The organism is Allobaileyella intestinalis (assembly GCF_009695865.1).
Taxonomy (GTDB): Bacteria; Bacillota; Clostridia; order Peptostreptococcales; family Anaerovoracaceae; genus Allobaileyella; species Allobaileyella intestinalis.
Genome location: NZ_VUNB01000002.1, coordinates 118,723 through 135,698 on the forward strand (window position 1 = coordinate 118,723; position 16,976 = coordinate 135,698).

Below are 16,976 nucleotides of genomic sequence, written 5' to 3' on the forward strand. Positions count from 1 at the left end.
ATGAAGAACACGAAAGGTTGGATTGTTTTTCTCTGCCTGGTATTGCTGTTCTGCGCTGTGCCTTGGAAAAAAATAGAATCGGCAGTTCGCCAGACTGGGGCCACATCCAAGTCAGCCTCTGTCAGTCAGGGAAAAAATCCCGGCAACACAAGCAATACCAGCGGCACTGATAAAGCCAGCACTTCCGGCACCCTGAACCGCCTTACCGTTGTAAAGGACGTATATCCCTACGACATATCAAAAGACCGGGATGGTTTTTACTGGAAAAAAGCCGATATTACTGTGGGTGACAGCCACTACATGACCCAGATCAACGACTGGTTCCAGAACTTTAACGATTACAAAAACAAAAGCGTAGTCATCGAGGGCTTTTACCTGAAATTCGGCAAGTATACCCTGGTGGGAAGAAACGGCCCCACCTGCCCTTACTGCACAGGGGGGTATGTGGACTTCGAATTCAAATCAGACCAGGACCTGTCCCAGCTCCAGTCAGAAAAATCCTGGATACGGGTGGCCGGAATCCTCCGGGAAGGATCAATAGAAATGAGCGACGGCAGCAGCCAGCCCATGTACTACATAGAAGCCATCAAGGTGTCAAAGCTGGAAAAAGAAGGAGTGAACCCGATAAGTGACTGACAGACCTCACCCTGTTATAATTGAGCAGATAACAAGGAGGCAATTCAATGACAGATAATAGAAATATGAAAAAAATTCCAAGTTTTACCGTTAACCACCTGAAGCTCAAGCGCGGCATCTACGTTTCCCGCAAGGATCAGGTGGGCGCTGAGATTGTTACAACTTTCGATATCCGCATGAAGGCCCCTAACCGGGAGCCGGTCATCAACACCGCGGAGTGCCACACCATCGAGCATCTTGGTGCCACTTTTCTCAGAAACGACCCAGAGTGTTCGGATCAGGTGATCTACTTCGGCCCAATGGGCTGCCGCACCGGCTTTTACCTGGTAATGAAGGGCGACCTGGAATCCCGTGATGTGGTAGACCTTGTAAAAAATATGTTCTCCTTCATGGCAGATTTCGAGGGAGAGATACCGGGGGCCGCTGCCCGTGATTGTGGCAACTACCTGGATAATAACCTGAATATGGCAAAATATGAGTCCAGAAAGTATCTGGAAGAAGTTCTGGAACACATGGACGAAAGCCGGTTAATATATCCGGAATAAATATCAGAAAAAATTAAAAGGTCAGAAGGATGATGAATTAGAGGATTCGGGGGGTGCACTCAGGAATCAATAGGTGCATTAAGTGGATTTTCAGAACGCCAGGAAGAGATACACAGAAAAAATACCTCTAGATTTCAAATTCATGAAAAAGAAGGGTAACGTACAAGATTTTTCTGCTTGTTTGTACGGCGGAAAACAGGTTTTAATGATTCTAAGGGTACTTAAAACAGCGAACTGTGTAAAATACGTGTATCTGTTCACCTTAAATACGATTAAATTCACTAAAACAAGATGTACAGATACAGTGTTTGCATGAATTAATCTTGTACCTTACCCTGGGATTTTCAAAATGAGTAATCTCGCTGTAGAAAACGCATGTTTTTTTGTTTGGCTTACTGCTGAGAGCCCTATTTTTGCAATAGAACATACCATAGTATATAATAATCTAGCTTTATCAGGCGCTTTAGCAGGGATTGAACGCTTATTGAACGCTGATCCCTGAAGAATTTTTACCAGGAGTTAGACATTATGGATTATAAAGAGCTGAGTCAGCTGATATATCCGGAGATTACCAAGACCCCGGAAGACTATGAGGCTATGTATCCCCCTAGAAATCTGCCGGAAGGTGCAATGGTCACCAGGCTGGGACCAAGTCCTACAGGTTTCATCCATCTGGGCAACCTGTACGGAGCCTTTGTCGATGAAAGGCTGGCTCATCAGAGCGGCGGAGTTTTCTATCTCAGAATAGAAGACACAGACGACAAGCGTTTCGTGGAGAACGCAGTGGAGACAGTGATTTCTTCCCTTGGATTCTTTGACATCAAGTTCGATGAAGGAGTTACAGAACACGGAGATGTGGGAGATTACGGTGATTACACCCAGAGCCACAGAGGAGAGATCTACAGGACTTTTGCAAAATGGCTCATCGCCCAGGGCAAGGCTTATCCTTGCTTCCTCACATCTGAAGAAATTGACAGCATAAGAGCTGAACAGGAGGCGCAGAAACTGGCTCCTGGAATATATGCTGGCTGGTCCAGGTACAGAGACTGGGACAAGGATCCGGAGATTCAGGCTGAAGTGATCAGCAAGATCAAGGCCGGGGAGGATTTTGTCATAAGGCTCAGATCTGAGGGAACACCTAACGCTGCAGGACAGGACATCAAACGGAACAAGGTGGTAGATGCCATCAGAGGCGGCCTTGACGTGCCTGAGAATTTCCAGGATATCGTCATCATCAAGACAACAGGCATTCCAACCTATCATTTTGCCCATGTCATCGACGACCATCTGATGAGGACAACCCATGTTGTAAGAGGCGAGGAGTGGCTGCCATCGCTGCCAATTCACGTTGAACTTTTCAGAGACATGGGATGGGAGCTGCCGGTTTACTGCCACACAGCTCAGCTTATGAAGATAGGCGAGGAAGGCCACAAGAGGAAGCTTTCCAAGAGAAAGGACCCGGAGCTGTCTCTTAGCTATTACAGGGATATGGGCTATCACCCGGCTGCAGTCAGAGAATACCTGCTGACTATCCTTAACTCAAACTTCGAGGAGTGGAGAATCGCAAATCCAGAGGCCGACATTGATCAGTTCAAGTTCACTACGGAAAAAATGAGCAACTCAGGCGCACTCTTCGACTTAGACAAACTGAACGATGTGAGCAAGGATGTTCTCCTTAGAATTCCTGCAGAAGAGCTGGCCCAGTTCCTGAAAAACTGGTCAGATGAGTTCGCTCCAGAATACGGATTCATGTTTGAAGACATGGACTATCTCACCCAGATCCTGAACATCGGAAGAGGTGACAAGAAGCCGAGAAAAGACCTGATATATGCAAGGCAGATCGTCAGCTTCATCAGCTACTTCTTCGATGAGTCCTTTAAGATAGAAGACAAGTATCCGGAAGAGGCAGCAGAAGATGCAGATGAAATTCTTAGAGAGTATCTCTCCACATATGATCACAGCGATGATCAGAGCCAGTGGTTCGAGAAGATCAGAGAGATCGCATCCAGCTGCGGATATGCGGCAAAGCCTAAGGACTACAAGAAAAATCCTGATGACTACAAGGGTCATGTAGGCCATGTCAGCACAGTCATAAGAATTGCCCTCATGGGAAGAGCTCAGTCCCCTGATGTATGGACAATACAGCAGATTATGGGCGAGAAGAAAGTTCGCCAGAGGATAGAGCAGGCACTGACAGACCGTTAGGAAACCATTAAGTGAAGGAGGCAGAAATGGCACAGGAACCAGTACTGGTAGTAATGGCTGCCGGAATGGGAAGCCGTTACGGTGGAAATAAACAGATCGATCCAATTACAGATCAGGGCGATATCATCATGGATTTCTCCCTGTACGATGCCTGGAAAGCAGGATTCAAAAAAGTCGTATTCGTTATACGCAGGGATTTCCAGGAAGCTTTCGAAGCACATATTGCACCTGGTGCAGGAACTAAACTGGAAACAGTTTGCGTATATCAGGAAATGTCCGATATTCCTGAAGGTTTTCAGGTTCCTGAAGGAAGGACCAAACCATGGGGCACAGGTCACGCAATTCTTACGGCGAGAGACATTATCGACGGACCTTTTGCCGTAATAAACGCAGACGATTACTATGGAACAAAGGCCTTTGGCATCATATACGACTATCTTAAGGACCACAGCTCTCCAGACCATTACTGCATGGTTGGATATCAGATTGAGAACACTCTTTCCGACAACGGAACTGTTAACAGAGGCATCTGCCAGACAGAAAAGGGCCTCCTTACAGATGTTGAGGAGCATTTCGAGCTGGGAAGAAACAAAGATGGTGAATACGCCGGAAAGATTACAGGTCTGGACGAGTCCGGAAATATGGACGTGATTCCTGACGGAACGCCGGTGTCCATGAACCTGTGGGGATTCAGCAAAGAATACATAGGCGTCATGAAGGAAGGCTTCAAAAACTTCCTCAGAACAGATGTGGCAGAAAATCCTATGAAGGCTGAATTCCTTCTCCACCACTGCGCCGATCTGCAGATCAAGAAGGGAGAGGCAACCATCAAGGTTCTTCCAACAGATGACAAGTGGTTTGGAGTTACTTATAAGGAAGACAAGCCTGAGGTTGTGAAGAAATTCAGAGCCATGAAAGAACAGGGCATTTATCCGCAGGATCTGTGGAAGTAAGCCCGGAAACCGGGAGGGAGAATGTTCTTTTTCAAGCTTATTCTGGCTCTTCTCCTGACCTTTCCAATGTACGTGATTGGCCGCGCTCAGGTCACCGATTTTACTAATAAGTACGTCAGGAAGGGAAAAAAAAGATCTTCTCAGGAGGAAGATACCGGTTCCGGATCAGTGAGAGCCGGCAGAAAGGCCCCCGCAAGATCCGGAAAGAAAAGGTAATGGCAATTGATCAGGGTGGAGCCGGTGGCTGTACCTTGATTTTCGTATCCGGGCTTACAGCAGGTGTTCAGCATTGGAGGAATCATGAGCAAAGGTATTTTCATCAGTCTTGAAGGTCCTGACGGTGCCGGAAAGACTACACAGATAGGATATATCAGGGAATATTTTGAGGCAAAAGGAAAAGAAGTGCTGATCACCAGGGAACCGGGAGGCACTGCAATCAGCGAGAAGCTCAGGGAGATTCTCCTTGATAAGGCCAACATGGAGATGGCAGATACTACAGAGATGCTGATCTATGCGGCTGCCAGGGCACAGCTGGTGGCACAGGTGATCAAGCCTGCTCTGGACCAGGGAAAGATAGTGATCAGCGACAGATTTGTGGACTCCAGTATTGCCTATCAGGGATTTGGAAGAGACCTGGGAGATCAGGTGAGAATTGTCAATCTCAGCGCAACAGCAGGGCTGGAGCCGGACCTGACTATTTTTATTGACATCGACCCGGAGAAGGGACGAGCCCGGATCGGAAAAGAATCTCTGGACAGGCTGGAGCAGGAGAAAGCCGATTTTCATAGAAAAGTCTATGAAGGATACAAGCAGATCTGCGAGAGCTGCCCTACCAGGATAATGGTTATAGACGGAGACAGAACGAAGGAAGAGGTCAGAGACAATATTACAGATATTCTGGATACCTTCTTCGGCGGTCTTCTGGGTTCTGACTCATCAAAATAACAGCCTTTCTGGCCTGCAGACAGAATACACAAACAGATATACAGAATAAATGAACTCATATGAATACATAAACGGCCTGATCAGAAACAATTCTCTTGCTCAGGCCTACATAATTGAAGGAAACGACAGTGAGGAAAGGGACAGGCTGGTTGATTACATGATCCAGGCCGCTCTCTGTGAAAATCCTCATGAGGACGGTTCGCCTTGCGGCAGCTGCGGATCCTGCATCAGGTTCCATGCAGGATTCCATGAGGATCTGATTTTCATGAACCAAAGCGGAAAGCAGCAGTACAAGGTAGAGGACGCTCAGGACTTCATCAGCAGGATGTCCATGAGGGCCTACGGAAACAGAAAAACAGGCGTAATTAATAATGCAGACAGGCTCAGCGAGACTGTGCAGAACAAGCTGCTCAAATACATAGAAGAGCCGGAAGAGGGAATACTGCTCATATTTTCCCTGAACAACAGCGGATCTCTGCTGCCGACTGTCATATCAAGATGTATATGCCTCAGAGCAGGAACATCAGGAGAAGAATCTTTCAGCCTGAACAGAGCAACTGAGGGGGAAAAGGACTTCTCAAATCTCATTAACATGATGACTGGGAACTGCAAGTTCTACGCTTTCAGAAAGGCCTTTGATAAGGAACTGGACGGAAGGGAAGAATGTCTTGATTTTCTAAGCAGTATGGAAAGCTTTCTGGGAGAGGCCATGAAAAAAGGGGAAGATCCCCAGGTCCTTTCAAGAACCATTCTTCTCACAGAAAAATGCAGGAAAGACATTTTAGATGGAATGTCTCACAAGGCGGGACTGAAGAAACTCTTCCTGGAACTTCACTGACAAGGAAGCCGGTTCTGCCGCAAGAAGAAAACAATTTTCCATTAGAAGGAGTTTAAATATATGAAAGAAATCGTTGGAGTGGGCTTTGTCCACGGGGGCAAAAGCTATTACTTCGATCCCCAGGGCGAGGAGTACAACCTGGGAGACATGGTCATTGTTGAGACTGCCCGTGGCATGGAGCTGGGGCATGTGATGATTGAAAACTGCCAGGTTGATGACAGCCGGATTGTCGCCCCTCTGAAACCTGTTCAGAGAAGGGCTACGGACGAAGACCTGGAGAGGTACAAGCAGAACTATGCCAAGAAGGGCGAGGCAATGAAGATCTGCCAGGAGAAAATCCAGAACAGAGGTCTGGACATGAAACTGGTGGACGCAGAATACACAATTGACGGAAGCAAGGTGATTTTCTACTTCAGTTCTGAGAACAGAGTTGACTTCAGAGACCTGGTAAAAGATCTGGCATCTCACTTCCGTATGCGGATTGAGCTGAGACAGATAGGTGTAAGAGACGAGGCCCGGATGCTGGGTGGAATCGGCATTTGCGGAAGACCCTTCTGCTGCAGCAAGTGGCTTTCGGATTTTCAGCCCGTTTCCATAAAGATGGCCAAGAATCAGAACCTTTCTCTCAATCCCTCAAAAATATCAGGATCCTGCGGAAGACTGATGTGCTGCCTGAACTTTGAGAATGATACTTATGTGGATCTTCGAAAAGGAATGCCATCAGAAGGTCAGAAGCTTAATACCCGGGACGGTCAGATCAAGGTAATGAGCGTAGACCTTATCCGGGGCACAGTTGTGACCAGGGACATAATCAAGGACAAGGAAACGGGAGAAGAATCCCTTAGTACAGAGACCAGGACTTTTACAAAAGAAGAAATCAATGAGATGACAGGCCACGGTCACTGCAGTTGCTGCCGCGGTGAAGACAAGTTTGAGATGGCCTACCAGGATGGGACAGTTTCCGGAACAGTGGATACCGGGGATTTCTCAGGTGACAGCTGGACTGCAGATCCAGAGAATATAAATCAGAAGGAAATGCCGGCGGAGGCCGCTGGGAATGACGGAATAAAGTCAGAAACCAGTGGAATCAGCGCCGGATTAAGACCACACAGGGATGCCGAAAACCAAACTGGAGACAGTGATCTTAGCCAGGAACTGGAATATCACCAGAATCCGGAGAAGGAACACATACACAGAGGAACCAACCCGGGAAAGGGCCGCAGGAAAAAAGCCGGCAAAAACAAAAGAATGGCCAGAAACTCCGGCGGAGATTCCAACAGGAAACCGAAGAACAAAGAGGACAGCAACCAGGACAACAAGAATCAGCCTGGGAAAAACTCCGGCAGGAGGAACAAGACCGGCAAGTCTGAGGACAAAAACGGCAGTCAGACCTTCTCCAAAGACGATGTGAAAAGCAGGAGGAGAAGGTCAGGAAAAGGCCGGATCAGCAGGCCGGGGAAAAAAGAAAACCGGGAGAAGAACCATGGTCATGAAGGAAAAGCAGATAGACCAGAAAACGGGCAGCAGAAATGACAGAGCTTAAACCGGGAGAGAGACTGGACGATACAGGCTTTGGGGGGCTCAAGGTAATACAGGGAGGCGGCTTCAGTTACGGAGTGGACAGTGTCCTCCTTTCAGCCTGGACATCAGGACAGCTTGGGGCCAGACCTGTCCGCGGCAGCCGCGTGAAGATTATGGACCTGGGCACAGGAAACGGTGTAATACCCCTTATCTTGAGTCATAAGATTCCCGGATCAGATATTTCAGGGATAGAGCTGAGGACTGAAGCCTGGGACATGGCCCGGAGAACGGCGGCCATCAACGGCCTTGAGGACAGGCTCAGCTTTATAAATGAAGATGTGAATAACATAAGAATTGTGAAACCTGAGCTGGAAGGCAGCTTTAATGCAGTTGTTTCAAATCCCCCGTATTTCAAGGCCGGCTCGGGAATTCCATCTGCTGATTCCGGCAGGCTGAAGGCCCGCTACGAAACAAGTGCAGACCTGGGAGACTTCTTGCGGTGCGCCGCATACCTGCTGAAACCTGGAGGCTCTTTTTACATGGTACACAGACCCTTTCGGCTGGCAGATATTATATGGGAGATGCGAAATTGCCGCATAGAACCTAAGGCTATTCGACCGGTGGTTCCAAGAAAAGGAAAGCGTCCCAATATCCTTCTGGTTCACGGGGTCAAAGGAGCTGGTCCGGAGATGGAGATTCTCCCGGAACTTGCAGTCCACAGTTCCAAGGGGTACACTGAAGAGCTGCTGGAAATTTACAGGTAGTATGTTAGATGATATAATCTGATTGCCCTGCAGGGACGGCAGGGAAGAATAAGGAGAATGACATGACTGTAACCGTTGATATCAGACAGCTAATAATTATGTTACTGCTGGTGGCTCTTATCGTTCTGGTGATCTACCTGGTGGTGCTGACAGCTAAGGCTATTCAGACTCTCAAGAAGACTAACCAGGTTCTTGACGATGCAAAGCGAATCTCAACAGTGGCTGCAGAGAAGACAGAGGCCATGGGTGCTGCTGCAGACGAAGCAGAGGATGCACTTAAGAGCATTGCAGATGCAGTCAGGGCAAACTCGTCCCTTATGGATAAGGCGAGCAACATCGGAATGGGCATCAGCTCTCTGGTTGACATTTTCTCTTCTCTCAGGACAGATAAGGAGAAGGAGTATGCTGAGAGAGCAAGAAGCCGCAGGAACAGGAAGATAATTAAGAAAACGGGCAGCAAGTAGCTGCCGGCTGCCAGGAGCCGTTAATTCAGACCTGTAAATACCATGGAAGGCTGAGCGGACAAGGCAGAAGGGATAATCAAACTCAGACTAAAGGACCGGAGAATCAAATGGCGAAATTAATAGTTAATAACAGCGGACCTCTCCACGGGGAGGTTCTCATCAGTGGTGCAAAAAATGCAGTGCTTCCCCTTATGGCGGCCACTCTTCTTACAGATGAGGTCTGCATCATAGACGGTGTTCCAGATCTTGCCGACGTAAAGGTGATGAAGGGGATGCTGGAGAATTTTGGTGCAACCGTTAAGGATGACGGCCACGGGCTTCTGGAGATCCAGGCATCTGAAATAAAGACCGTTCAGGGAGACAGGGATCTTGTTACAGAGATGAGAGCCAGCACTGTTGCTATGGGACCTCTTCTGGCAAGATGCGGCAAAGTTATTATGCCTCTTCCGGGAGGCTGTGCCATAGGAAAGAGACCTATCGACCTGCACCTCAAGGGATTTAAAGCTCTGGGAGCAGATGTTGTGGAAGACTACGGCAACGAACAGGTTATAATTACTGCCGGAGACGAGGGGCTCATCGGAGATGCTATATACCTGGACTTCCCAAGTGTAGGAGCTACGGAGAATATTCTCATGGCATCTACCATGGCTGCTGGAACCACAATTATCGAGAATGCTGCCAAAGAGCCTGAGATTGTAGACCTGGCAAACCAGCTGAACAAGATGGGAGCAAAGATCAAGGGAGCAGGAACAGATACTATCAGAGTTACAGGTGTTAAGAAGATGGGCGGATCCATTCACTCTGTAATTCCGGACAGAATCGAGACTGGCACATTCATGCTGGCAGCAGCAATTACCAGAGGAGATGTTCTCGTAAAAAATGCGCTCCCTGGCCATGTGCGTCCTATTATAGCCAAGCTTAAGGAGTGCGGCGTAGAGGTTGATGTGGTGGATGACGGTATTTATGTAAATGCCAGAGATAAGGAGCTGATTGCTACAAACATCAAGACTCTTCCTTATCCGGGATTCCCTACGGATATTCAGTCTCCGTTTATGGCTTTCCTCACAACAGTCAAAGGAAGCAGCGAGGTTAAGGAGACCGTTTTTGAGAATCGTTTTATGCACGTTAACGAGCTGAACAGAATGGGAGCAGACATTAGCGTGGAGAACAGAGTGGCTTACATTCCCGGAGGGAAGAAGCTTCACGGAGCAACTGTGAGAGCCACAGACCTGAGAGCCGGAGCGGCTATGATTATTGCCGGACTGGCCGCAGAGGGCAAAACAGAAGTAAGCGATATTTACCATATTGAAAGAGGGTACGAGAAGTTTGTGGAGAAATTCGCAGGACTTGGAGCTACTCTTACAAGAGTTGAAGACTAATATTGAACAGATGCTGCCGGAGAGATCTTCGGCGGCTTATTTCGTTTTCTGAAGATCAAAGACATACATACAGGAGTAACAAATGGCAGATTACAAGTACTTGCAGATGCTGGCTCAGAAATTCCCAAATCACAGATATGTTAATTCGGAACTCATAAACCTGAGGGCCATCCTGGCGTTGCCAAAGGGCACGGAATATTTTCTCAGCGACCTTCACGGAGAATACGATGCCTTCCAGTATATCGTAAGAAGCGCCTCAGGAACTATCCGCATGAAGATAGACGAGGCCTTCGGAAATACTCTCAGCGAGAAAGAAAGAGACAACCTGGCAGCCCTGATTTATGACCCGGACAACGAGATAATCAGAAGAAGAAAGACCGAACACGATTTCAACCAGTGGTGCGCTTCCGCAATTTACAGACTGATCATCATCTGCAGGATGGTGTCCAGCAAGTACACTCGTTCAAAGGTTGCAAAACTTCTTCCGGAAAATTCCGGATACGCTATGCAGGAGCTTCTTTTTGCCGATGATGACGAGAACAGAAGCAGCTACTATGCGGAGATCATCAACTCCATTATCGAGTACAGAGCAGCTGCCACCTTCATCAAGGAGCTGGCAGGAACCATCAGCAACCTGGCAGTGGATCAGCTTCACATAATCGGAGATATTTTTGACAGAGGCCCTAAGCCTCATAAAATTCTGGACTTCCTTATGTCCAGAAGAGATGTGGACATTCAGTGGGGTAACCACGACATCGTGTGGATGGGTGCAGCCTGCGGAAACAGGGCCTGCATTGCCAATATCATAAGGATGAACGTCAGCTATAACAACTTCGACATGCTGGAGTATGGTTACGGCATTAATCTGAGACCTCTGGCTACCTTCGCCCAGCAGATTTACGGCGATGACCAGTGCGCCGCTTTTGCTCCTCACATTCTGGACAAAAACAGATTCGACCCGATCCCGGAGATTCTTGCCGCAAGGATGCACAAGATGATAGCTGTGATTCAGTTCAAGATTGAAGGCCAGCTGATCATGGATCATCCTGAATACGGTCTGGAGCACAGGTTGCTGCTGGACAAAATCGACAGGGAGAGAGGGATAGTTACGGCCTATGGCAAAGAGTACCAGATGAAGGATGTGAACTTGCCTACAGTTGACCCGGCAGATCCTTATAAGCTTACACCAGAAGAGGAAGAAGTAATGGTGGCCCTGGAGGGATCCATTATCAATTCGGATAAGCTTCAGGAGCACATCCGCTACATCTACAGCCACGGCGCTCTCTACAAGAAGTGGAACGGAAATCTTCTTTTCCACGGATGCATTCCAATGGACGAGAACGGAGAATTCCTGGATGTGACCATCAACGGCGAAACACATAAGGGAGCTGACCTGATGGAATATCTGGATGAAGAGATCAGAAACGCATACTTCAATCCGCCTATCGGACACACCAGTGCAGAGGCAGCAGACCTGATGTGGTATCTGTGGCTGGGACCTGATTCTCCTCTTTTCGGAAAAGATAAGATGACAACTTTTGAGAGAGTTTTCACTGATTCAAAAGAAGCAAAGAAGGAGCATACAGTTCCGTACTACAGGCTCATAAACGATCCCGCTATCTGCGACAAGATCATCAGGAGCTTCGGCCTGGACCCTGCTACAGGAAAGGTTCTGAACGGCCACGTTCCGGTTAAGATCAAGGACGGAGAAAGCCCGATAAAGGGAGGGGGCAAGCTTTTCGTAATCGACGGAGGAATATCGAAGGCTTACCAGAAAACCACGGGAATCGCCGGATACACATTTATCTTCAATTCCAGGTTCATGGCCCTTTCCGAGCACAAACCTTACGAGCCTATTAGAAAAGACGGAAGCCAGCGCTTCCACGATCCTAAGATGCAGATAGTCCAGACCTTCCCGGAGAGAATGCAGATCGTTGACACAGATATTGGTGCCCAGCTTCTCAGACAGGTAGACGACCTGGAACAGCTGAGAGATGAGTACAAGAAAGGCACCATCAAAGAAATCTACAAGGATCCTGTACAGCGTCACGGTTGGAAATAGAAACAGAAAGAATCGAGGAAAAAATGGCAACAGCCTGTATTACCGGTGCCAGCTCAGGTATCGGCCGGGCTCTGGCAGAACAGCTGGCGGCCCGGGGCTGGTCGCTGATTCTGGTGGCCAGAAACCAGGAAAAACTAAATGAAATTGCAGAGAAGCTATCTTCGGAGAACAGCATTTCTTCCCCGGAGGTTTTTCCCTGCGACCTGAGCCGAAAAGATGAATGCCTCCGGCTTTGCAGCCACCTGGAAACTGTAGATGATCTGGGCCTTCTGGTGAACAACGCAGGTTTCGGTTCTGTAGGTTCCTTTGAAGAGCTGGATCTGGACCGGGAGCTGTCAATGATCGACCTTAATGTGGCAGCAGTTCAGATCCTCTGCCGCAGGATGATTCCGTACATGGAGTCTCTAGGGGAAAAAACAGGACGGATTGGCGGAGTAGGCGGCGGCCAGATTCTCAATGTGGCTTCCGTGGCCGGGCTGATGTACGGCGGACCCTATATGGCTACTTACTATGCCACCAAAGCCTATGTCGCCAGCCTGACATCTTCAATTTACAGAGAACTGAAAGAAAAAAACAGTACAGTACGCATAAGTGCCCTTTGCCCGGGGCCTGTTGATACAAATTTCAACAAAACCGCAGGGGTCAGATTTGCCCTGCCTGGAATAGATCCGGATTATTGTGCCCGGTATGCATTGAATAAGCTTGCTTCAGGTAAGCTTATTATCATTCCCGGGGCAGTAAGATTTGGGCTCCCTTTCTACAGGCTTCTTCCCAGAAAGCTGCAGATGGTTTTTACCGGAAAAGGACAGAAGAAAAAACTTGGGTGATCAGAACCTGTGCCTTTCGGGCACCTGCTGATTCCCGGATATTGCGAACAATAAATAACCCTGAAGTGTCGGACAGCCGGAAACACTTCAGGGATTTTTTCCAAATAATGCGCGCTTTGCATAATCTGAAAATGTGTGTTGCTTTAGTTGTATTAGTTCATAGTTTTGGTTGTATGATTGGAGGTAAGCAGATCATGCGGTTCAGGCTGCAAGTCTGCTTGAATTGCATCAATTAATATTATATGGAGACCTGTTCCGGCTCAGGTTTCTGGTGAAGTTATGGAGTGGGCTCCTAGTTCTGTTTTACCGGGAACATGGAATCTGCCTTTGCCATGTTTTCCCTGATTGCAGCGATGCTGTCATCGAACTTCTTCTGCTCCTCAGGGGTCAGGTGAAGATCCAGAACTTCCTCTGCTCCGTCCTTTCCGATTACGCATGGAACTCCGGCGAAAACTCCTTCAACTCCGTACTCTCCGTGAAGCTCCCGGCTGGCCGGCATGATCATTTTCGAATCATTAAACACTGCCTCAGCCATCCGTGCTGCTGTTGAAGCGATTGCGTATTCAGTACAGTGCTTTCCGGCGAAGGTCTTCCAGCCACCCATGCGGGCTCTCTTCTCAAGCTCTTCCGGCTCAAAATCGAATCTCGGATCAGACTTGTCAAGCTGTGAGAAAGGCTTGCCGCTAATATAGACGCAGGACCACGGGCAGAACATGGAATTGCCGTGTTCGCCCAGCATGAACGCGATGATGGACTTGTGGTCCAGGCCAGTCTGCTCAGCCAACTGAGACTTAAGACGAGCTGTATCCAGACCCGTTCCGGTTCCGAAAACATGGCCTTCAGGAAGTCCCAGGCCAAGGGCAATTTCTCTCGTCACAACATCACAAGGGTTGCTGATATTAATAAGCCTTCCATTGAAGCCGGCTTTTCTCAATCTGTCCACCCAAGTGTGAACGGCATTGATGGTGAACTCGGTTTCGAGGCCTCTGTCCACCGAACCAATGAGAAGGTCGACCTTTCCGGCTGCATTTACGACAATGTCACAGTCCGCAAGGTCCTCATAGGTGCCGGCAGATACCCTTACTCTCTTTGGCAGAAGAGAAATGGTGTCGAAAATATCCTGAGCTTCGCTTTCTGCCTTCTGCTGGTTAATATCGGTAACAACCAGTTCATCGCAAACACCGTATGCGGCCATGGCAAACATTACGTGGGCACCAACATGTCCGGTACCTATTACTCCAACTTTTCTAGTCATTTCTCTCATCCTCTCTAGTCCATTGCTGCTTAATTCCGTACTCTGATCTGTCCGGTAGGAAAAATTGAACTTCTCTGCCTGACAATGGAGTGCCAGAGTGTCACTGCCATCTTTGAATATTTTGTGCAAACAAACATGAAATATCTCCAACGGCTGTGTATTATTATAAACGAGGCAATGGTGATGTCAATGAAGAATTGTAGGAAAATAACAAATATCTTGTATTAATTTGTGTACTATACCAATAATCCTGGCTAAGCTGGATATGTCCTGAAAAATTGAAAATTAATATTGACATTATCGCTAGGAAAATGTATCCTGTAAGACCAAAGCAGAACAGCTTTTGGTACAAAGTTCAATATGTGGGAACGTAATGGTTTCGACAGGGTTGTTGAACAGAGGTAAGCGAGCCGTAGTCGCCAAGTCTACGTAAAAAGTGGCAACTTAAATATAAACGCTAGAAATAATAATAGCAATTTCGCACTGGCTGCTTAATTCAGCCCGCGGGTCGGCCCGATTCACCTGCAGATCGGTAAACCGGCCTCATATATGCAGGAAACTCCTGAGTGAAAGCCCGGAAGCTCAGGAACATTACGGGATAGCCTGACTGCAGTTTGCTGACAGACGGCAGGAAAGGTGAAAATCAAACTATCAGCTGCGCTCGGAGAAAATCTCCCGGATACATTCTTGGACGTGGGTTCGACTCCCACCGTTTCCACCATTTTTGGGGGTTCAGAGGCAAGACTCTGGACCTTTTACATTGCAACGAATTCCGCTGATTTCAATGGCCAGCGGATTTTTTTGTGCCTTTTTTCAGACCCATACAAACCCTCTCAGACCCACCTGAAGCCATATGATCTGGGAAAAAATCTGGGATTTTTTTCGGCTCCCCTGCTATGAGGGGAGTCGAGATTGCCGCACAGTTGCGTCCGGAATTTTTTCTGTTCCATTTTCTCCGAGCTGATTTCGCATAATTGCAGGTCCGTCGGGAGTACATTATGCTGAAGAAAAATGAAGAAACGGAGGTAAGCATGATGTTTGAACCGAGATATAAGCTGAGCTACGACGAACGCCGGATCATCGTTCTCTGTCTAATCGAAATGAAAAACAAGCTGATCCGGGAAAACCGCTACACCGATGCCATCGACGATCTCCTGGTGAAATTCATGGACTAGTTATCCTTCCGGCCGGAAGATGAATACATGACCCTGCACAATCCGGTGCGGGGTCATTTTTCTATCCGGCTTTCGGAGAAAGGATAAGAGATGGCTACAACAAAGGAAACAATGAAAATTATTGCGATGGGGCTGGGAGAAACCGGAGCCCGTGAAACAGAAAGCTGCGCAGGATGCCCGTTAGTGGATGCACTGGCAAGAAGAGCTGCGAAGCATTTTACTGAGATGACCGAGGAGATGGATGAGGAAACGGTCCTGGAGATTGTGCGTAAGCTGGAAACAGCGGCCTGTTCTGATGAACCGGACGCTATGATCACACTTCTCGGCAGGATCTTCCGCCAGAATGGAATGGAATCCGCGGCAGCGGAAATGGAGGCACTGAGCTACTGCATCAGTGAAGTTCCCGATGCCTGCGGGGTATTTGCCGACTCGTTCTTTGATGACGGATATGTTGACTGGTACTGCGTGGAAGGCTGGCTTCGTGACATGTTTCCCAGCAAGGACCAGAAGCTGCTGAGTTAGGAGGTTAGGAATGGCAAAATGCGAAACCATTGCGATCTGCAATCAGAAAGGAGGCGTGGGAAAAACCACACCCAGTTAATCCCAATCGAGTCAGGGGAAATTGCAAAAATCATCATTCCCGTGGATTCAACAGAGGATGATTTACTTATGATTCGGGACATGTTAGATGTGATTTTAAAGAGAAAATTTAAGATTGAGTTATAAGGACTATAAAGACTATGGATAAGTTTGTTGAAAGGAGGTGGTTGGCGAACCAGGTATACCGATGCTTCTGGATTTAAAAAACACGCAAATACCTCGGAGCCTGATTCCTTTCGAAAAGGCGAGCCGAACAAAGAACAAAAGACAGTATGTACATTTCTATATGCATGACAAGTACTTTGCCAGAGTTCTGACGGCAACCGATAAGTATCTTGGCTTATTCAAAGAATTTGACGGAGTCATTACACCGGACTGTACGCTTCTAGTAAACCAGGCCCCATGCATTCAGCAAACGAATACATATTTCAATCGAGCGGTAGGGTTTTATCTTCAGAAACAAGGAATTCCAGTTATACCAAATATAAGATGGAGTGACGAAAGAAGCTTTGATTATTGCTTTCTTGGAGTCCCAAAGCATGGTATCGTGTGTATAAGTACACACGGCTGCATAAGAAGTGCTGAGGACAAAAGACTGATGGAAGTAGGCGTTGAAGAGATGCTACGAGTCTTAGAGCCTTCAGATGTACTTGTTCATGGATACATGCCAGAAAAGGTTTTCGGCAGATTCTACCAATATGCGAAGTTTCATTGGATAATGGCAAAGGCTATGTCACCAAGATGAAGACGGTACAATTCTTTCATACCGTGAAGTATCCTCCTCGGACGGATCTCCCGCTGTTGAAA

The 16,976-nt window shown here is 47.7% G+C and carries 17 protein-coding genes and 1 other RNA gene; 17 read left to right on the forward strand and 1 reads right to left on the reverse strand.

Translation table 11 applies throughout. The features are described from left to right. From FYJ66_RS02460 to FYJ66_RS02520, 13 genes are all read left to right on the forward strand, one after another. Complete coding sequence (locus FYJ66_RS02460) at positions 1–636, forward strand: hypothetical protein (RefSeq protein ID WP_154571930.1); 636 nt, start codon at positions 1–3, stop codon at positions 634–636. A 47-nt stretch (positions 637–683) separates the two neighbouring features. Next, entirely contained in the window at positions 684–1,181 is a 498-nt protein-coding gene (locus FYJ66_RS02465) for an S-ribosylhomocysteine lyase (RefSeq protein ID WP_465250555.1), read from the forward strand. A 528-nt stretch (positions 1,182–1,709) separates the two neighbouring features. Beyond that, the gene (locus tag FYJ66_RS02470) at positions 1,710–3,386 is read left to right on the forward strand and encodes a glutamate--tRNA ligase (protein WP_154571931.1); all 1,677 of its coding nucleotides are present in this window, start codon (positions 1,710–1,712) and stop codon (positions 3,384–3,386) included. 26 nt (positions 3,387–3,412) lie between these two features. After that, the gene (locus FYJ66_RS02475) at positions 3,413–4,339 is read left to right on the forward strand and encodes a sugar phosphate nucleotidyltransferase (RefSeq protein ID WP_154571932.1); all 927 of its coding nucleotides are present in this window, start codon (positions 3,413–3,415) and stop codon (positions 4,337–4,339) included. Positions 4,340–4,360: 21 nt separating this feature from the next. Continuing rightward, positions 4,361–4,555, forward strand: a complete 195-nt coding sequence (locus tag FYJ66_RS02480) for a hypothetical protein (RefSeq protein WP_154571933.1) — start codon at positions 4,361–4,363, stop codon at positions 4,553–4,555. An 84-nt stretch (positions 4,556–4,639) separates the two neighbouring features. Beyond that, positions 4,640–5,284, forward strand: a complete 645-nt coding sequence (tmk, locus tag FYJ66_RS02485) for a dTMP kinase (RefSeq protein ID WP_154571934.1) — start codon at positions 4,640–4,642, stop codon at positions 5,282–5,284. Between the two features lie 49 nt (positions 5,285–5,333). After that, the gene (locus FYJ66_RS02490; RefSeq protein WP_154571935.1) at positions 5,334–6,122 is read left to right on the forward strand and encodes a hypothetical protein; all 789 of its coding nucleotides are present in this window, start codon (positions 5,334–5,336) and stop codon (positions 6,120–6,122) included. Between the two features lie 60 nt (positions 6,123–6,182). Beyond that, a complete protein-coding gene (locus tag FYJ66_RS02495; protein ID WP_154571936.1) occupies positions 6,183–7,655 on the forward strand; it encodes a PSP1 domain-containing protein in 1,473 nt (490 codons plus the stop codon). After that, complete coding sequence (locus FYJ66_RS02500) at positions 7,652–8,407, forward strand: tRNA1(Val) (adenine(37)-N6)-methyltransferase (RefSeq protein WP_154571937.1); 756 nt, start codon at positions 7,652–7,654, stop codon at positions 8,405–8,407. Before FYJ66_RS02495 ends, FYJ66_RS02500 begins: the two co-directional genes overlap by 4 nt. A 62-nt stretch (positions 8,408–8,469) precedes the next feature. Next, the gene (locus tag FYJ66_RS02505) at positions 8,470–8,871 is read left to right on the forward strand and encodes a hypothetical protein (RefSeq protein WP_154571938.1); all 402 of its coding nucleotides are present in this window, start codon (positions 8,470–8,472) and stop codon (positions 8,869–8,871) included. A gap of 107 nt (positions 8,872–8,978) precedes the next feature. Then, on the forward strand, positions 8,979–10,250 hold the full coding sequence (murA, locus tag FYJ66_RS02510; protein WP_154571939.1) for a UDP-N-acetylglucosamine 1-carboxyvinyltransferase: 1,272 nt from the start codon (positions 8,979–8,981) through the stop codon (positions 10,248–10,250). Between the two features lie 82 nt (positions 10,251–10,332). Then, positions 10,333–12,312, forward strand: coding sequence for a fructose-1,6-bisphosphatase (locus FYJ66_RS02515; RefSeq protein ID WP_154571940.1), 1,980 nt, complete (start codon positions 10,333–10,335; stop codon positions 12,310–12,312). Between the two features lie 23 nt (positions 12,313–12,335). Then, positions 12,336–13,139: an SDR family NAD(P)-dependent oxidoreductase gene (locus FYJ66_RS02520; protein ID WP_154571941.1), complete on the forward strand. Its 804-nt coding sequence runs from the start codon at positions 12,336–12,338 to the stop codon at positions 13,137–13,139. Positions 13,140–13,431: 292 nt separating this feature from the next. Here the strand turns inward: FYJ66_RS02520 and FYJ66_RS02525 are convergent, their stop codons facing one another. Next, complete coding sequence (locus tag FYJ66_RS02525) at positions 13,432–14,394, reverse strand: L-lactate dehydrogenase (RefSeq protein ID WP_206156968.1); 963 nt, start codon at positions 14,392–14,394, stop codon at positions 13,432–13,434. Between the two features lie 364 nt (positions 14,395–14,758). On the opposite strand from FYJ66_RS02525, the gene ssrA reads away from it, so the two are divergent. The 4 genes from ssrA (at position 14,759) to FYJ66_RS09470 (ending at position 16,914) form a co-directional block, all read left to right on the forward strand. Beyond that, positions 14,759–15,115, forward strand: a transfer-messenger RNA (tmRNA) gene (gene ssrA / locus FYJ66_RS02530). A gap of 277 nt (positions 15,116–15,392) precedes the next feature. After that, the gene (locus FYJ66_RS02535; protein WP_154571942.1) at positions 15,393–15,569 is read left to right on the forward strand and encodes a hypothetical protein; all 177 of its coding nucleotides are present in this window, start codon (positions 15,393–15,395) and stop codon (positions 15,567–15,569) included. A 90-nt stretch (positions 15,570–15,659) separates the two neighbouring features. Continuing rightward, on the forward strand, positions 15,660–16,091 hold the full coding sequence (locus FYJ66_RS02540) for a hypothetical protein (protein WP_154571943.1): 432 nt from the start codon (positions 15,660–15,662) through the stop codon (positions 16,089–16,091). A gap of 241 nt (positions 16,092–16,332) precedes the next feature. Further along, entirely contained in the window at positions 16,333–16,914 is a 582-nt protein-coding gene (locus tag FYJ66_RS09470; protein ID WP_154571944.1) for a DUF4417 domain-containing protein, read from the forward strand. Positions 16,915–16,976: the final 62 nt, after the last annotated feature.